Origin of the sequence: Microbacterium sp. LMI12-1-1.1 (assembly GCF_040676455.1) — a bacterium.
Taxonomy (GTDB): Bacteria; Actinomycetota; Actinomycetes; order Actinomycetales; family Microbacteriaceae; genus Microbacterium.
This window is the reverse complement of the sequence record NZ_JBEGIA010000015.1, coordinates 814,255-830,006: the sequence shown is the minus strand read 5'-3', so window position 1 is coordinate 830,006 and position 15,752 is coordinate 814,255. Positions and strand designations below refer to the sequence as shown.

Genomic DNA, 15,752 nt, shown 5'->3' with positions numbered 1-15,752 from the left:
GCGGCCTTCTCCCTGGAAGGACCAGAGCAATCCGATGACTGACACCACCTACGCCGCCGGTTGGTACCCCGACGTCAACGCGCCAGGGACGGACCGCTACTACGACGGCACGACCTGGACGGACCAGACCCGCGCGACCGTGCCGCCGGGCGCACCGGTCGCCGCCGTCGCCACACCGGTCGACGCGCCCGCCGACGCGGCCGCCGTGGCGCCCAAGAAGCCCCGGAACATCCTCGGCCTGGTGGCCCTCGCGGTGTCCGCGGTCGGCTTCATCTTCGCCTGCATCCCCGGCGCCCTCATCGTCGGCTGGGTACTCCTGCCGATCGGCTTCATCCTCGGCATCGTCGCCCTATTCCAGAAGGACAAGCCCAAGTGGCAGGGGCTGACCGCCATCATCCTGTCGGTCATCGGCACCATCGTCGGCGTCGTCGTGTTCATCTCTCTGGCCGCCGGTGCGGTCAGCGACGCCGTCGAACCCGCCGTCACCAGCGACGGCGGGTTCTCGCAGGACTCCCAGCGTCCCGATCCCGACGAGGAGGCCGCGGAGCCCGCGGCCGCCGCTCCCAAGGACCTCGCCCTGGGCGAGCAGGCCTGGGGCATGGACTCGTCCGGCTACGGCTGGTACGCGATCGAGGTCACCAACCCGAACGCGGACTACGTGTTCACGTCGTTCGCGGCGATCGAGGTGGAGGCGTACGACGCCGCCGGGGTCCTGCTGGACACCGACTCGTCGTACGGCACCATCCTCCAGGGCACGTCGATGTACGTCGGCCGGTTCCTGGACATCGGCGCCGGAGTGATCGACCACATCGAGGTCCGCGGCCCGGTCGCGTCGTCGGCCACCCACTCGCCGCAGGCGGAGACGGGATCGTTCACCATGGGTGCGATCACCACCGGCTCCGAGTACGACCGGATGACCATCAACGGCACCGTCACGTCGAACTTCTCCGAGGACCAGGACATGGTCCGCATCGACCTGGTGGCACGCAACGCCGCCGGGCAGATCGTGGGCGTCGAGTACGCGTACACCGACCGGGTTCCCGCCGCCGGTACCGCCGCCTGGAACGTGTCGTTCTGGGAGGTCCCGCTGGACTCGCAGGTGACGGCGTTCGCGCACCTCTAGCCAGAGGCCGTTAGAAGGGTGCCATCTGCCGGTGGCGCCCTTCTCTGCGCCGTGGGGCCTAACGGTCTCAGCCGGTCCCGCTAGATCAGACCCCTGCCGCGGTAGGCGGCGACTCGCTCCTCGAACGCTCTGCGCCGGTGTCGCTGGTACGGCGACCATAAGTCCGGCGACGTTAACCTGGCCGTCGACGCCAGCACGATGTGGTCGCTCCCAGGACGGCTCGGACCCAGCCCGTATAAATGCGAGTTCCGCGGCGACGTTCACCTGGCCGTCGACGCGCATCGCCCTAGGCATGCATCAGATGCTAGACCGGGGTCTGACGGGCAGGCGCTGTACGGTCGGGTGCGATGGAGAACACGGAGTTCGAACGCATCGTCGCCCTTCGTGTCGCGGTCGTCTCCGAACTGTGCGTGACGGCCGAGACGATCGCGGCACGGCCCGCTGTCATGGCTGACGTCTCGCAACCGTTGCTCGTCCGATACGCGTGCTTGCAGGCGTTCCTGATCGACGTTCGAGCCCTGGCGGTGTTCCTCCTCGGGCCTGGAAAGGGTCGAGTGTTCGAGGGTGACCTTCACGCGACCGACTTCGTCGCGGACTGGGTTGCGAGTGAGCCGGAGGCCGATCGCCTGCGCGACATCGTGGACGACGTGAACAAGCAACTCGCACACTTCACGGTGACCCGGATGGGGGATGGACGATATCAATTGCCGGTCGAGATGGACTTCTCCGATGAGCAGGTACGCGCCATTGCTGATGACGTCGGCAGGCTGTGGGACGACTTCGCGGCGCGAAGCGATGACTTGTATCAGATCGGGGAACTGCCACCCTGGCATGTCCCGGGTACCGACCGGCTGAGGACCGAGGCGGACGGTTGGCCTATCACCTGGTTGGGCCCAGCGTCCTGATGCGCCCACGGCGGGAGCCCGCGGAACTCCTCGACGAACTCCTCGACGGTCGTCTCATCAGCAACGGCGAACCTCAAGTCGAATCGCGACATCAGTCCGCCTCGTCGATGTCGTGCGGCTGGATGCCGCCGGGGTTGTGACACCCGACGAGGTAGTCCTAGCAAGCTCGGGCGGACTCGATCGGCGTCGTCGGCGCGGTGCGGGCGTACGCCTCCTCGAAGCTGATCCCGTGACGGCGCACGCACCCGACCAGTGTCAACGCACTCGCGACTGCCACAGCCCGAACAGACCGCGCATTGCCAACGAACCTGAGCTGCCCGCCCGCAGCCGTCTGCTTCGGGCACGTGACTGAACCAACCGAACTTTCCTCTCGACGAGTTCGAATGCCGTCGCCTACTGGCGCTGCATCTCCACGGTCACGGTGACGCCCATGGCGGTGAGCTCGTAGCTGAGCATGCCATTTGAGTAGCTGACCGTCTTGGTCGGGTCCTGCGACGCGAGGAGCGCATTCCCGAGCGCGGCGGCGTCCGCCTGCGACTCCCAAGAGTAGGTGTCGGTGTCCTCGGTCGGTGCAGTGTAGGTGCCGACCCAATAGACAGCCTTCGTGGAGTCGGCGTCGTGACCCAGTTGACCTCGACGCGGTCGGCGGTGATCGTGGCCGCCTGGTACGAGTCGGCTGAGTTCGAGTTGGTCTGCATCCATTCACCGGCGAGGTCCAGCGGCTCGGCAGGCGGAGCCTGCGTTTCCTCGGGCGCTGATGATGCGGAGCTGCCGTTGCTGTTGCCCCTCGAGTCTGAGTCGGCGGGGGAGCAGCCGGTGAGGAAGAGGGCGGCGATCGCAAGGGGCGCGAGGAGGCCGTGCTTCATGGCTCGGATCCTATGGGCGGGCTCCCACGCGCAGCGGGGCGGGCACGCTCGCGGTGATCCAACCGTGAGAGATGCCGGACGATGTCCCCGGCCGCGGGTGCCTTGCAGCGGCGTGGTCAGAGCACGCTGGCCAGCTGGTCGAGGTCGTCGTCGGGCAGTTCGTCGGCGACGGCGGCGACCGATGTGCTCACGAGGTCGGCCCGGCCCGAGATGACGTTGAGGAACGCGGTGTCGGCGGCATCCCTGCCGGTCGCGATCCTCACGAGGGTCGAGCGCGGTGCGAGCGTCGTCGCATCGACCGCCCGCCACGCACCGTCCACCCACGCCTCGGCGACCGCGTGGAAGTCCATCGGGTCGAGCCCGGGCGCGTATACCGCGACCGACCGTGCCGGCACCCCCTGTGCGCGCAGCAGCGCGACGCACAGGTGGGAGTAGTCGCGGCAGACGCCTCGTCGCGCGAGCAGCGTCCGCACCGCGCCGTCGGTCGGAAGGGAGGAGCCCGGCACATAACTCAGGCGCGTGCCGACCCACGAGGACACCGCCGTCAGAAGCTCGGCCGCGCCACGGATGCCGCGGAACTCGGCGGCAGAGGTCTCGGCGAGCGCGTCCGACTCGGAGTACCTGCTGGGGCGCAGGTACGTCAGGAGCTCCACGTCGTCGCGGGCCGTCGGCGTCGCCGCCCCCTCGATGGTCGCGTCGTAGCTCATCACCAGCTCGCCGATGCCGCTCTCCACCCGGTGCAGCCGCGTGGAGTGGACGTCGGTCAGCTGGGTGATGGAGACGGGTGCGCCGTCCAGAGTCGCGGCGACGCGCTCCCTGCTCAGCTCGTAGACGCCGGCCGCCGCGATCGAGAAGACCAGGTCGGCGGGCTCGGTGATGTCGAGGACGATGGTGCTGGTGACCGTGCGCTGCATCTGCCCAAGCCTGCCCTGAACGCCGCGAGAAAGCGAAAGTGACGGCGAACGCTCAGGTCCAGGCGGTGTCGATCGGGATGTCGTGGCCGAGGACGGCGGCCGCCGCGCGGTGACCGGAGGCCAGCGCCGCGGTCACGGTGGCCGGGTCATCGGTCCAGGTCGCCTCGCCGGCGAGATGCAGCACGCCGCCGACCGGCGTCGCGAGATCGTCGTGGTCGGAGGTCGTCGAGCCCACGGTCATGTAGGCGTAGGACCCGTGCGACCACGGGTCGTCCTGCCAGTCGGTGACGTGCACGGATGTCGGGTTCTCGACGCGGTCGCCGTAGAGACGCCGCAGCTGCACGAGGATCGACTCGACGATCTCCTCCTCGGTCCAGTCGCGCGTCTCGACGGCCGCAGGTCCCGCGGCGAACGTCAACAGCGTCGGGGTGTCGTGCAGCGCGGTCAGGTCGTACCACGAGTGCCACCACCGGCTCTCGGGCCCCTGCTGCCGGATCGCGTAGACGTCGTCGTCCCAGAACCGGGTGGGAAAGCGCAGGAACACCTTCTCGAAGGCGTTCATGCGCAGCCGGCTCAGCGCGCCGGCGACCGGCTCGGGGAGCGCAGGCTCGATGACGAAGTCATCGGACTGCAGCACGCCGACCGGCACGGTGACGACGGCGGTGTCGGCCGAGAAGGCTCCGTGGTCGGTGGTGATGACGACCCCCTCCGCCGACCACTGCACGCGGGAGACGACGTGGATGAGGCGGATGTCGATGCCCTCGGCCAGTCGCCGCGGGAGGCGGTCGTACCCGTCGGGGAACACGACCTCGTCGCCGTCGATCGAGTCGTCGTCCAGGCCGTGGGCGGCGAGGTCCTCGATCCAGGCGCCGTATTGCTCCTCCGAGCGGTGCTCCAGGTACTCGCGCACGCGCTCGGCGCGTTCGGCGTCCCAGCCCTGCGCGGCGAGCGCGGTCTCGGTGACGTCGCGGTAGGAGGCGTCGGGGGCGGACGCCGCGACCACGTCGAGCAGGGCGGCGTCGAGCGCGTGGATGTCGTCGACGAACGCCTGCGCGGCGGCATCCGTCAATCGAACGCCGTCGGGGCCGTAGTACGCGATCGGACGGCTGTCGGGCTGGAAGCCCCCGACGGTGAACTCGACGGTGCGCATGCCGAACGCCTCGGCCGCGGCCGCGACCGGCGAGCCGGTGATCCCGTGGATCCAGGACGCACCCATGTCTGTGACGAGCCCGAAGCGGCGGTCGGTCGACACCCGGCCGCCGACGCGGTCGCGCGCCTCGAGCACGACGACATCGCGCCCGGCTTCGACGAGCAGCCGGGCCGCGGTGAGCCCCGCGACCCCCGCGCCGACGACGATCGTGTCGAAATGATCCATGTGCACCGTCCTCCTGCGCGCGCAGCACCGCGCGCTCCGACGCTATCGCAGGGGTGCCGATGTATCACCGTGCCGTCGGCGTGCTCTGGAGTGTCATCGCATCAACACCCTGGGGGAAAATCATGCGCCTCGCATACCGCATCATCTCGTTCACCATCTGCGCGCTCGTCGCGCTGCAGGCGGCGTCCCACGCGTGGGCGTCCGCCGGGCTCGGCCTCTACATCGCCGAAGGCGGAGTGGTCGACGCGTCGGCCCAGGAGGGCCCGCCGCCGTTCCCGGAGGTCATGGGCTTCATGATCCACGGCATGAACGGCATGTTCGTCATCCCGCTCCTCGCGCTCGTCCTGCTGATCGTCTCGTTCTTCGCCAAGGTTCCGCGCGGCGTCGCGTTCGCGGTCGGCGTGCTCGTGCTCGTCGTTCTGCAGGTGACGCTCGGCCTGCTCGGCCATGGCATCCCGTTCCTCGGATTCCTGCACGGCATGAACGCGCTGCTGCTGTTCGCCGCCGCCCTGATCGCGGGGCTGCGCGCGTCGAAGAACCGGGTGTCGGCTGCTCAGGCGGCGACCACCACCACAGCCGGTGCCACCGTCTAGGACTGACCCTGCGCCGAGCCGGTGGGCGTGGTTCGCCCGCCGGCTCGCCGTGGTGGTCGCGGCGATCGCGCTCGCCGGCGTCGGCTGGGCATGGTGGGCCAGCATCCTGCCGGGGACGTACTCCGCGATGGATATGGGCGTGCCGGACTACGGCGGAGGACCCGGCTCGGCGGCGCTGCACGCGGGAGCGCACGGCGGCCGCGCCGCCGACGACGCCGCGGCCGGTGCCGCGCACGCGGCCGTCACCGGGACCGCGAACGACCCGGCCGCGATGAGCGTGACAGACCTCGTCGCCGATCCCGGGCGGCCGGCGGACGTCCGTGTCGAGCTGGTCGCGCGCGCCGAACGCATCACGCCCGACGGTGGTGAGCCGTTCGACGGCTTCACCCTCAACGGCGAGTCACCGGGTCCGGCCATCCGTGCGACGGAGGGGCAGCTGGTCGAGGTCGTGCTGCGCAACGACGACGTGCCGGACGGCGTCACGCTGCACTGGCACGGCGTCGACGTGCCGGCCGCGATGGACGGCGTCGCCGGCGTCACGCAGGACGCCGTGCGCGCTGGTGAGAGCTTCACCTATCGGTTCGTCGCCGAGCAGTCGGGCACGTTCTGGTACCACTCGCACCAGGTCTCCCACCCGCAGGTGGTCGGCGGTCTGTTCGGCGCCGTGATCCTCGAGCCCGCAGCGGGGACGATGGGTGCCGCAGCCGACGTGGTCGCGGCGATCCACACGTATCCGGGCGGGCAGCGCACCCTCAACGGCGCGACCGGCGACGGGCACCACCGGGCGGAGCCCGGAGCGACCGTGCGCGTGCGGCTGATCAACACCGACAGCACGCCGACATCGGCGTGGGTGACCGGCTCGGCCTTCCGGGTGCTCGCGATCGACGGGCAGGATCTCCACGGTCCCGGCGAGGTGGAGGGGCGTGCGGTCGAGCTCACCGCCGGTGCGCGCGCCGACCTCGAAGTGCGCGTGCCCGTCGAGGGTGCCGTGCGCGTGCAGGTGCCGGGCGCGTCGCTGCTCGTCGGACCCGACGGGGCGCAGGCCGACACCTCGTCGGCGCCGCGCGAGCCGGTCGACGTCCTCGCGTACGGCGAGCCCGCCGACGCGGGCATCGACCCGGCCGACGCCGACCGCACCTTCACGTACGACATCGGACGACTGCCGGGGTTCCTCGACGGCCTGCCGGGGTACTGGTGGACGATCAACGGCGGCATCCTGCCCGCCGTCCCGATGTACATGGTCGACGAGGGCGACATCGTCGTGATGCGCATCGCGAACAACAGCGGCGAGGTGCATCCGATGCATCTGCACGGCCACCATCTGCTGGTGCTGTCGAGGGATGGGCAGCCGTCGACGGGCAGCCCGTGGTGGGTGGATTCTCTGGATGTCGAGCACGGCGAGTCGTACGAGGTGGCGTTCATCGCCGACAATCCCGGCATCTGGATGGACCATTGCCACAACCTGCCTCACGCGTCGGAGGGTCTGATGACGCATCTGGCGTACACCGGCATCACGACGCCGTTCCGGCTCGGTCGCGACTCGGGCAATGACCCCGAGTGAGCGATCCTCACCGATCTACCCCTCGTCGAGGCCGAGTGGGACGATGAACCATGACGCCTGGGGCCGAGCATCACGAAGACACCGGCGATGCCCGCAGCGACGCGGCGCTCGCCCGGCGACTGCAGATCCTCGCGACCGAGCACTGGGGCCTGCTCGCCGCGCGCAGCACAGCGCAGAACGAGGTGCTCACCCGCATCAGCATCTACCTCACGCTCGTCTCGGCGGGCCTTGTCACCATCGGCCTGCTCGGGCAGGCGACGCAGTTCGGATCCTGGTTCCCGGTCGCCGCGCTGGCGATCCTCGGGTTCCTGATGCTGGTCGGTCTGCTCACGCTGATCCGCGTCCTCACGGTCTCGGAGGAGGACATGATGTACGTCCTCGCGATGAACCGGATCCGCGGCGGCTACGCCGATGTCGACCCGACGGCGGCCGAGTACTTTCTCGCCTCCACCCACGACGACTTCGTCGGAATGGCCGCCACCTATTCGTTCCTGCGGCATCGCGGCGGATTCGAGCAGGTGCTCGGCTCCTCGCTGATCATGAGCGGACTGGTCACGGGGTCGGTGGGAGGGATGTTCGCCGGCGGTCTGTGCGCCGCGCTGGGCATGCCCACGGGCGGAGCGGTGACCATCGGCGTCGTCGTGGGGCTGGCGATCGTCGCCGCCACCGCCTGGTACGGCGGGTATCGCTTCAGGGGGGCGTGGCAGACCTACACGCCGCGGCGACCGAGCGCGGGGCCGCCGGCGCAATGGGGACCGCGCTGACGCCACCGTCTCGAGGTCGTGAGAGTGTGGTGCCCGTGGCATCGCCTGCACTGCTCCCGTCGCACGGCCCGGCGCTCGTCATCCGCCAGGAGGAGCGAGCGGGTGCCGAGGCCGACCTCGAGCGATCCGTCGAGCTCCTGCGGGCCGTGGCCATGGGCGTGATCGCGCACGATCGCGTGGTGCGGCTGTACGCGCCCGCGCCGACGGTCGCGATGAGCCGCCGCGAGAGCCGCCTGCCCGGGTTCGCCACGGCGAGCCGCGCGTCGATCGCGCACGGCTTCGCGCCGGTCATCCGTCCCACCGGCGGCCGCGCGGTCGCCTACGACGAGACGTGCATCGTGTTCGACGTGATCCACCGCGAGGAGGACGGCGCCATCGACCAGACGCGGTTCTTCACGGAGATCGGCGATGCGCTCGCCGCAGCGATGCGCGGGCTCGGCGTCGACGCGCGGGTCGGCGACGTGCCGGGGGAGTACTGCCCGGGCGAGTTCAGCATCAACGCGCGGGGCGCTGTCAAGCTGATCGGCACGTCGCAGCGGGCGGTGCGGCGCGCGGCTGCTCAGCGGGATGCTGCCGCTCGACGGCGTCGAGCGGTTCACCGAGGTGCTCGTCGCCGTGAACGAGGCTCTCGGACTCGACTGGGATCCGGCGACCTTCGGCAGTCTCGGCGCGGAGACGACGCGGATCCCACGCGCGACGGCGGAGGATGCCCTGATCGCGGCGCTCGCCGGGGGCTGATCCGGTCAGCCGCCCGTCGAGCCGACCGGCTGCGGGATGCCGCCGCCGGCGGGACGCAGCGTCCGGGCGTAGTCCTCCTTGAGGACGGCGAGGTGGAACCAGGCCTCGACGTTCGCGACGCCGGGGATCGCCCGGATGCGCTCGAGGCTCGCGTACAGGGCGCCGGCGGAGGGCTCGACCAGCGTCGTGACGACGTCGAAGCGGCCGAGCGTGCGCGCGGCGAAGTCCACGCCGCGCCAGGTGCGGAGGGCCTCGGTCACGCGGTCGTCGGACCCGGTGAGGTTGAGGCCGACGCCCATCGAGAGCTGCCGGTGCGCGAGCCCGCGGGCCTCCACGGCGCTGATCTTGATCACCCCGCCGTCGACGAGCCGCTGCACCCGGGTCGTCACGGCCGAGGGGGACAGGCGCACGGCCTCGCCGAGCGCCCGGTAGCTCTTGCGGCCGTCGCGCTGCAGCTGCTCGATGAGCGCGGTGTCGATGGCGTCGATGGTGACGTCGCCGTGGTACTCCGAGACGAAGAACCCTTTGACCACGTCGGTGTAGATGAGGGTGTTGATGTCGGCCACTCCCGGCAGAGCCCGGATCTGCGCGAGCAGGTCGTGCAGGGCGGGCATCGATCCGAGCCGCACCTCGGTCACGAGGTCGTGGGCGCCCCCGACCGCCGACACGAGCACCGTCTCGCCGAGTCCGCGCAGGTGCTGCGCGACGGGCTCGACGCCGCCGCGGGTGCGGATGGAGACGTGTGCGAGCACGTGCTGGCCGAGGAACACCGGGTCGACGGCGGCGACGACCCGCACGGTGCCGTCGGCCAGCATCGCGTTCAGGCGCGTCGAGACCGCAGCCCGTGACTGGCCGAGCCGGCCGGCCAGGGAGTGGATGCTGGCGCGGCCGTCGACCTGCAGCTCGCGGATGAGCTCGGCGTCGAAATCCATACCGATCCTCGATTCGTCGATTTTCCCGAGATCGCGCGCAGTGAGTCGCAGAAGTCGAGTCTAGGGCGGAACTCACCGGACGGTGCGCGTTGATCTGCGTCTTAGAGCCTTCAGAACGCCAGTCCGAAGCGCTCAGTGCTGGAGTTCTGCCCTTGCCACCGGCATCCGTTCGTCCCTACCATCCAATCCATCCCGACACATCCGCAAAGGAGCGGCCATGACTACGACCAGCAGCAGGGCGCGGCGCGCAGGAATCGCCGCGTTCGTCGGCACCACCATCGAGTGGTACGACTTCTACGTCTACGCGACCGCCGCCGCGCTCGTCTTCGGACCGCTGTTCTTCCCCAGTGGTGACCCTCTCGCCGAGACGGCGGCGGCGTTCGCGACGTTCGCCGTGGCGTTCCTCGTCCGTCCCCTCGGCGGCATCATCTTCGGGCACATCGGCGACAAGCTCGGGCGGCGCGTGTCGCTCGTGATCACGCTGCTGCTGATGGGCATCTCGACCGTGCTCGTGGGCTGCCTTCCGACCTACGAGACGATCGGCATCGTCGCGCCGATCCTGCTCATCCTCCTGCGGGCGATGCAGGGCCTCGCCGTCGGCGGCGAGTGGGGCGGCGCGGTGCTGATGAGCGTCGAGCACGCACCGGCCGGCAAGAAGACCTTCTACGGCGGCTTCACGCAGCTGGGCAACCCCGCCGGCGCGCTGCTGGCCTCGGGCATCTTCGCGATCATGTCGCGCTTCGGCGACGACTTCATCATGAACGGCGGCTGGCGCATCCCGTTCCTCCTGTCGATCGTGCTCATCGCCGTCGGCTTCTGGGTGCGCTACCGCGTCGAGGAATCGCCGGTGTTCGAGCAGAAGATCGAGGGCCGCAAGCAGAGCATGCCGCTCGCCTTCGCGCTGCGCGTCAACTGGAAGCCGATCCTCCTCGGCATCGGCGTGCTGCCGATCTCGACCGGCGGCTACTACCTCGCGACGACGTTCGCGACCGCCTACGCCACCGGCGAGCCGATCAGCATGAGCCCGCAGCTGATCCTCGACGCCATGACGATCGCGTCGTTCATCGAGTTCGTGGTGACACTGCCCGTCGCCTGGCTCGGCGACAAGTGGGGGCGCAAGAACGTCATGTACATCGGCCTGGTGACCTCGGTGCTCACGTTCGTGCCCTTCATGCTGGTGCTGCCGGGCAAGGTCGAGCCGGTGATCTTCCTGATGGCGTCCCTCGTGCGCATCGCCATGAGCGCCACCTACGCGCCGATCGCCGCGATCCTCGCGCAGATGTTCCGCCCGCAGGCGCGTTACACGTCGATCGCGCTGTCGTACGGCGTCGGCGCGGCGATCTGGGCCGGATTCTCGCCCTGGTTCGCGACGCAGCTCATCGCATGGACGGGGAGCATCTGGTCGGTCATCGCGATGTTCACCGGCATGGCCGTGCTCGCCGGCATCTGCACGTGGCTCGCGCCGCAGCACTCCGACGAGGCGCCCGTGACGGACTCCTTCACGCCGCGCACCGACACCACGACGGCCCGCACCTCCTGAGCCCGACGCGGCCCCGCCCCGGCACGACCCACCACTGAGGTAGACATGCGAAAGCTCGCCCCCTTCGACCGCCCCGCGCAGCAGACCCCGCGCCTGCTGACGGCCGCCGCGATCCACACCGTCGACGCGCTCGACCGCACCGCCACGGCGATGCTCACCGATCGCGGCCGGATCGTCGCGATCGGCACGGCGGCACAGTGCCGCGAGGCCGCAGTCGCCGCCGGCCTCGAACCCGAGGTCGTCGACCTCGGCGACGCGGTGGTCGTACCGGGGTTCGTCGACGCGCACGCGCACCCGCTCATGTACGGGCAGCTCATGACGTGGGTCGACTGCGGACCAGAGAAGGCGGGCAGCATCCCCGAGATCGTGGCGCTGCTGCAGGCCGCCGCGGCAGACCTGCCCGAGGGACGGCCGGTCCGCGGGTACGGCTACGAGCACCGCAATCTGGCGGAGCAGCGGCATCCCACCCGGTTCGAGCTCGACGAGGTCGCGAGCGATCGCGAGGTCTACCTCATGAACGCGTCGGGGCACGGCGGGGTCGTGAACTCGTACACGTTCGCGCAGAACGGCATCGATCGCGACACCGCGAACCCCGATGGCGGCGAGATCTTCCGCGACGCCGACGGGGAGCTGACCGGAGAGATCTCGGATGCCGCGTGCAACATGCTCACCGGCGTGCACGGCGTGAAGATCGGCCATCACGGTCCGAACTTCCATCTCGCCGATGAGCCGGAGGAGCACCTCCGTCAGCTCGATGCCGCGACGCAGCGCTTCCTGGCCGGGGGAGTGACGACGCTCGGCGACGCGCAGGTGTCGCGCCGCGAGTTCGACATGTACCTGCGGCTCGCCGAGGCCGGACGGCTGGACCTGCGCGTGTCGATGTACCTGCTGTCGCACCTGCTCGACGAGGCGCTCGAGATGGGGCTGGTCGGGCAGTTCGGCAACGCGCACCTGAGCTTCGCGGGTATCAAGCTGTACGCCGACGGCACGCTCGGCGGGTGGACGGCGTACTTCCCCGACGGCTACGTCGGCGACCCGTGCCGCACCGGGCAGCTGTACCACGAGCCCGCCGAGTACGCCGAGCTCATCCGCAAGGCGCACGCGGCGGGCCTGCAGACGGCGACGCACGCGCAGTCCCCGACCGCGATCGAGATGGTCGTCTCGGCGATCGAGGCGGCGCTCGCCGAGCGCCCCGACGACGACGCACGCCACCGGATCGAGCACTGCGGGCTGCCGACACCCGAGCAGATCCAGCGGATGGCGGCCGCCGGCATCCGTCCGGTGAACCAGACGCAGCACTACTTCAACTGGGGCGAGGGAGTCGAGCAGGCGATCGGCACACCGGGTGAGCGCTTCAACCCGCTCGGCGAGTTCGAGGCGGCGGGGGTGCCGTTCACGATCTCGTCGGACGCGCCGGTCGCCGAGCCGATCCCGCTCGAAGCGATCCAGACGGCCGTGACGCGCGTCACCCGCCGCGGGCACAAGCTCGGACCCGACGGCCTGCGCGTCTCGGCACTGGCTGCACTCCGCGGACACACGATCGAGGGGGCGGTGTCGCTCGGTCGCGAGGACGACCTCGGCTCGCTCGAGGTCGGCAAGCATGCGGACTTCGCGGTGCTCGGCGGCGACCCGCTGGCCGTGGACGCGTCGGCGATCTCAGAGATCCCGGTGCTCGAGACCTGGGTCGGCGGCGTGCGCCGATTCGCGGCATCCTGAGGCGGGGGGCTGACATGGACGCATACGACGAGATCGCGGCGCGGTACGCCGACACCACCGGCCGGGCCGTGCTCGAGACGATCCGCGCCTATGGCGTGACGGCGGTCTTCGGCATCCCGGGGACGCACAATCTCGAGCTGTACCGGCCGCTCGCCGACCTGGGCCTGCGCGCGGTGACCAATCGCCACGAGCAGGGCTCGGGGTACGGCGCCGACGGCTGGGCCCAGCAGACAGGCCTGCCGGGCGTGGTGATCACGACGTCGGGTCCGGGGCTGCAGAACGCGATGAGCGCCATCGGCACCGCGTTCTGCGAGTCGCGGCCGCTGCTGGTGATCTCGCCGGGCGTGCCGCTCGGCGCCGAGTTCCAGGACGTCGGCACGCTGCACGAGACGAAGGACGCGACAGCCATGGTCGGCGCGATCGCCGAGTGGTCGCGGCGCGTGACGAGCGGGACGGATGCCGTCGACGCCGTGCACGACGCCTTCGCGCTGTTCCGCACCGGGCGCCCGCGCCCGGTGCACATCGAGATCCCGCTGGACGTCCTGGAGGCGCCTGCCGGCGTCCCCGCGGCGGCACGGGCGGCGCGCCCGGTGCCGGCACCGGTGCGCGGCGACGCTGCCGCGGTGCGCGAGGCGATCGCCCTCCTGAGGTCGGCTCAGCGGCCGGTGATCGTCGCGGGCGGCGGGTCCACCCGCGCCGGCCGGCAGGTGACCGCGCTCGCGGAGCGGCTCGGGGCGCCGGTCGTCACGACCCTCAACGGCAAGGCGGCCGTCGACGAGCACCACCCCCTCTCGCTCGGATCGAACCTGCGGCTGGGATCCGCCCGCCGCGTCGCCGAAGATGCCGATGTGCTCCTGGTGCTGGGGTCGAAGCTCGGCGAGGCGGAGCTGTGGGCGCCCCGGCTCGAGGCGCGCGGAGCGGTCGTGCGCGTCGACATCTCGGCCGCGCAGCTGCACAAGAACCTCGATGCCATGGTCGGCATCGTCGGGGACTGCTCCGCGGTCGTCGAGGAGCTGCTCTCGGGGCTTCCTGCGGAACCGCGGCCGCCCCGAGACCTCGCGGACGAACGCGCCGCGATCGCCGAGGAGACCCGCGGCGTCCTCCCCGAGACTGTCGCCTTGGCGCAGGCGATCGCCGCGGCGCTGCCGCATGACGCCATCGTGGCGGGGGACTCGTCGCAGATCGTCTACATGGCGCTCGCGAACGTGCTGAGGCAGTCGGCGCCGCACTCGCTGCTCTACACGCCCACCTACGCCACGCTGGGCTACGGCCTTCCCGCGGCGATCGGCGCGCGCGTGGCGCAGCCGGCCGAGGGTGGGCGACCCGTCGTCGCGGTGGTCGGCGACGGCGCGCTCATGTTCAGCGTCAACGAGCTCGCCACCGCCGTCGAGCAGCGGCTCGATCTCACCGTGGTGTGCGTCGACAACGGCGGGTACGCCGAGATCAAGCAGAACGAGGTGGATCGCGGCATCCGTCCGGTCGGCGTCGATCTCGTGCAGCCCGACTGGGTCGCGCTCGCCCACGCGTTCGGCGCGACGGGGCGACGCGCCGAGAGCCACGACGACATCGCGCCGGCGCTCGCCGCGGCGATCGAAGCCGGCGGCGTGCAGCTGGTCCACATTCCGCAGACGCGCAGCGCCGCGAGCGCGACGCCGTCCACTCCGAAGGATGAGTCATGACCGAGCACCACGAGCCCGTCGGCCCCGTCGACGCGTCCGTCCACCCCCGCTACGCCGGCATCGCGACGTTCGCGCGACTGCCGCGCATCGAAGACGTGCCGCGCGCCGACATCGCGATCGTCGGCATCCCGTTCGACACCGGCGTCAGCTACCGCCCCGGCGCGCGCTTCGGCCCGTCGCACGTCCGCGAGTCGTCACGGCTGCTGCGGCCCTACAACCCGGCGCAGGACGTGTCGCCGTTCGCCGAGGCGCAGGTCGTCGACGCCGGCGACATCCCGGCGAATCCGTTCGACATCGGTGCGGCGGTCGCTGAGATCGAGCAGGCCGCCCTCGACCTGGGCTCCCGGGTCGAGCGCATCGTCACGGTGGGCGGCGATCACACGATCGCCCTTCCGCTGCTGCGGGCCGTGAACCGGAAGCACGGGCCCGTCGCGGTGCTGCACTTCGACGCGCACCTGGACACGTGGGACACCTACTTCGGCGCGCCCATCACGCATGGCACACCCTTCCGGCGCGCGAGCGAGGAGGGGCTGATCGACCTCACCGCGAGCTGCCATGTCGGCACGCGCGGGCCGCTGTACTCGAAGCAGGATCTCGACGACGACGAGCGGCTCGGGTTCTCGATCGTCTCGAGCGTCGACATCGAGGAACGTGGCATCGAGGCGGCGATCGAGCGGGTGCGGCGCCGCATCGGCGACCGGCCGCTGTACATCTCGATCGACATCGATGTGCTCGACCCCGCGCACGCCCCCGGCACCGGAACGCCCGAGGCCGGCGGCATGACGAGCCGGGAGCTGCTCCGGATGCTGCGTGCCCTGAGCGACCTCGACATCGTGGGCGCCGACGTGGTCGAGGTGTCGCCGGCGTACGACCACGCGCAGCTGACCGGCATCGCGGCGAGTCATGTCGTCTACGAGCTCGTCACGTTGATGGCCGCCCGGATCGGCGCCGCGCGGACCGGCGGAGAACAGGGCTAGCGCGCTCGCACCCCGTCTGCAACCCCCTGCACGGGCCGCCCCGCACGCCGCAGGGTGGAAGCAGATGCA

Annotated in this window: 14 protein-coding genes and 1 pseudogene; 11 read left to right on the top strand and 4 right to left on the bottom strand. The window is 70.7% G+C overall.

What is annotated here, in order from left to right:
* Positions 1–34 precede the first annotated feature (34 nt).
* Together MRBLMI12_RS17960 and MRBLMI12_RS17955 are read left to right on the top strand one after the other, a co-directional pair.
* Positions 35–1,123: a DUF2510 domain-containing protein gene (locus MRBLMI12_RS17960; RefSeq protein ID WP_363357602.1), complete on the top strand. Its 1,089-nt coding sequence runs from the start codon at positions 35–37 to the stop codon at positions 1,121–1,123.
* A 347-nt stretch (positions 1,124–1,470) separates the two neighbouring features.
* Positions 1,471–2,028, top strand: coding sequence for a hypothetical protein (locus tag MRBLMI12_RS17955; protein WP_363357601.1), 558 nt, complete (start codon positions 1,471–1,473; stop codon positions 2,026–2,028).
* A gap of 393 nt (positions 2,029–2,421) precedes the next feature.
* Here the strand turns inward: MRBLMI12_RS17955 and MRBLMI12_RS17950 are convergent, their stop codons facing one another.
* From MRBLMI12_RS17950 to MRBLMI12_RS17940, 3 genes are all read right to left on the bottom strand, one after another.
* Positions 2,422–2,730, bottom strand: a complete 309-nt coding sequence (locus MRBLMI12_RS17950; RefSeq protein ID WP_363357600.1) for a hypothetical protein — start codon at positions 2,728–2,730, stop codon at positions 2,422–2,424.
* A gap of 280 nt (positions 2,731–3,010) precedes the next feature.
* Positions 3,011–3,808 carry a transglutaminase-like domain-containing protein gene (locus MRBLMI12_RS17945; RefSeq protein WP_363357599.1) on the bottom strand — a complete coding sequence of 266 codons (798 nt, stop codon included), beginning with the start codon at positions 3,806–3,808 and terminating at the stop codon, positions 3,011–3,013.
* A 52-nt stretch (positions 3,809–3,860) separates the two neighbouring features.
* On the bottom strand, positions 3,861–5,183 hold the full coding sequence (locus MRBLMI12_RS17940; protein WP_363357598.1) for a flavin monoamine oxidase family protein: 1,323 nt from the start codon (positions 5,181–5,183) through the stop codon (positions 3,861–3,863).
* A gap of 122 nt (positions 5,184–5,305) precedes the next feature.
* On the opposite strand from MRBLMI12_RS17940, the gene MRBLMI12_RS17935 reads away from it, so the two are divergent.
* From MRBLMI12_RS17935 to MRBLMI12_RS17920, 5 genes and pseudogenes are all read left to right on the top strand, one after another.
* Positions 5,306–5,776: a hypothetical protein gene (locus MRBLMI12_RS17935; protein ID WP_363357597.1), complete on the top strand. Its 471-nt coding sequence runs from the start codon at positions 5,306–5,308 to the stop codon at positions 5,774–5,776.
* A 52-nt stretch (positions 5,777–5,828) separates the two neighbouring features.
* Positions 5,829–7,337, top strand: a complete 1,509-nt coding sequence (locus tag MRBLMI12_RS17930) for a multicopper oxidase family protein (RefSeq protein ID WP_363357596.1) — start codon at positions 5,829–5,831, stop codon at positions 7,335–7,337.
* A gap of 50 nt (positions 7,338–7,387) precedes the next feature.
* Positions 7,388–8,101 (top strand): hypothetical protein, encoded by a 714-nt coding sequence (locus MRBLMI12_RS17925; RefSeq protein WP_363357595.1) that lies wholly within the window; start codon positions 7,388–7,390, stop codon positions 8,099–8,101.
* Positions 8,086–8,640: pseudogene (locus MRBLMI12_RS22260) on the top strand (lipoyl protein ligase domain-containing protein); the annotation flags it as partial. The gene MRBLMI12_RS17925 and the pseudogene MRBLMI12_RS22260, both read left to right, overlap by 16 nt.
* A gap of 28 nt (positions 8,641–8,668) precedes the next feature.
* Entirely contained in the window at positions 8,669–8,839 is a 171-nt protein-coding gene (locus tag MRBLMI12_RS17920) for a hypothetical protein (RefSeq protein ID WP_363357594.1), read from the top strand.
* A 5-nt stretch (positions 8,840–8,844) separates the two neighbouring features.
* Here MRBLMI12_RS17920 and MRBLMI12_RS17915 read toward each other — a convergent pair whose 3' ends face one another.
* Positions 8,845–9,771 (bottom strand): Lrp/AsnC family transcriptional regulator, encoded by a 927-nt coding sequence (locus tag MRBLMI12_RS17915; protein WP_363357593.1) that lies wholly within the window; start codon positions 9,769–9,771, stop codon positions 8,845–8,847.
* Between the two features lie 217 nt (positions 9,772–9,988).
* On the opposite strand from MRBLMI12_RS17915, the gene MRBLMI12_RS17910 reads away from it, so the two are divergent.
* The 4 genes from MRBLMI12_RS17910 to speB are packed head-to-tail and all read left to right on the top strand — an operon-like array spanning position 9,989 to position 15,683.
* Positions 9,989–11,311, top strand: coding sequence for an MFS transporter (locus tag MRBLMI12_RS17910; RefSeq protein ID WP_349427802.1), 1,323 nt, complete (start codon positions 9,989–9,991; stop codon positions 11,309–11,311).
* 45 nt (positions 11,312–11,356) lie between these two features.
* Positions 11,357–13,027 carry an amidohydrolase gene (locus tag MRBLMI12_RS17905; protein WP_363357592.1) on the top strand — a complete coding sequence of 557 codons (1,671 nt, stop codon included), beginning with the start codon at positions 11,357–11,359 and terminating at the stop codon, positions 13,025–13,027.
* Positions 13,028–13,041: 14 nt separating this feature from the next.
* Entirely contained in the window at positions 13,042–14,706 is a 1,665-nt protein-coding gene (locus tag MRBLMI12_RS17900; protein WP_363357591.1) for a thiamine pyrophosphate-binding protein, read from the top strand.
* Positions 14,703–15,683 carry an agmatinase gene (gene speB / locus MRBLMI12_RS17895; RefSeq protein WP_363357590.1) on the top strand — a complete coding sequence of 327 codons (981 nt, stop codon included), beginning with the start codon at positions 14,703–14,705 and terminating at the stop codon, positions 15,681–15,683. Before MRBLMI12_RS17900 ends, speB begins: the two co-directional genes overlap by 4 nt.
* The last annotated feature ends 69 nt before the right edge of the window (positions 15,684–15,752 follow it).

Coding starts and splice junctions, on each gene's coding strand:
- MRBLMI12_RS17960 (WP_363357602.1), top strand. CDS start 35: ATGACTGACACCACCTACGCCGCCGGTTGGTACCCCGACGTCAACGCG.
- MRBLMI12_RS17955 (WP_363357601.1), top strand. CDS start 1,471: ATGGAGAACACGGAGTTCGAACGCATCGTCGCCCTTCGTGTCGCGGTC.
- MRBLMI12_RS17950 (WP_363357600.1), bottom strand. CDS start 2,730: ATGGATGCAGACCAACTCGAACTCAGCCGACTCGTACCAGGCGGCCAC.
- MRBLMI12_RS17945 (WP_363357599.1), bottom strand. CDS start 3,808: ATGCAGCGCACGGTCACCAGCACCATCGTCCTCGACATCACCGAGCCC.
- MRBLMI12_RS17940 (WP_363357598.1), bottom strand. CDS start 5,183: ATGGATCATTTCGACACGATCGTCGTCGGCGCGGGGGTCGCGGGGCTC.
- MRBLMI12_RS17935 (WP_363357597.1), top strand. CDS start 5,306: ATGCGCCTCGCATACCGCATCATCTCGTTCACCATCTGCGCGCTCGTC.
- MRBLMI12_RS17925 (WP_363357595.1), top strand. CDS start 7,388: ATGACGCCTGGGGCCGAGCATCACGAAGACACCGGCGATGCCCGCAGC.
- MRBLMI12_RS17920 (WP_363357594.1), top strand. CDS start 8,669: ATGCTGCCGCTCGACGGCGTCGAGCGGTTCACCGAGGTGCTCGTCGCC.
- MRBLMI12_RS17915 (WP_363357593.1), bottom strand. CDS start 9,771: ATGGATTTCGACGCCGAGCTCATCCGCGAGCTGCAGGTCGACGGCCGC.
- MRBLMI12_RS17910 (WP_349427802.1), top strand. CDS start 9,989: ATGACTACGACCAGCAGCAGGGCGCGGCGCGCAGGAATCGCCGCGTTC.
- MRBLMI12_RS17905 (WP_363357592.1), top strand. CDS start 11,357: ATGCGAAAGCTCGCCCCCTTCGACCGCCCCGCGCAGCAGACCCCGCGC.
- MRBLMI12_RS17900 (WP_363357591.1), top strand. CDS start 13,042: ATGGACGCATACGACGAGATCGCGGCGCGGTACGCCGACACCACCGGC.
- speB (WP_363357590.1), top strand. CDS start 14,703: ATGACCGAGCACCACGAGCCCGTCGGCCCCGTCGACGCGTCCGTCCAC.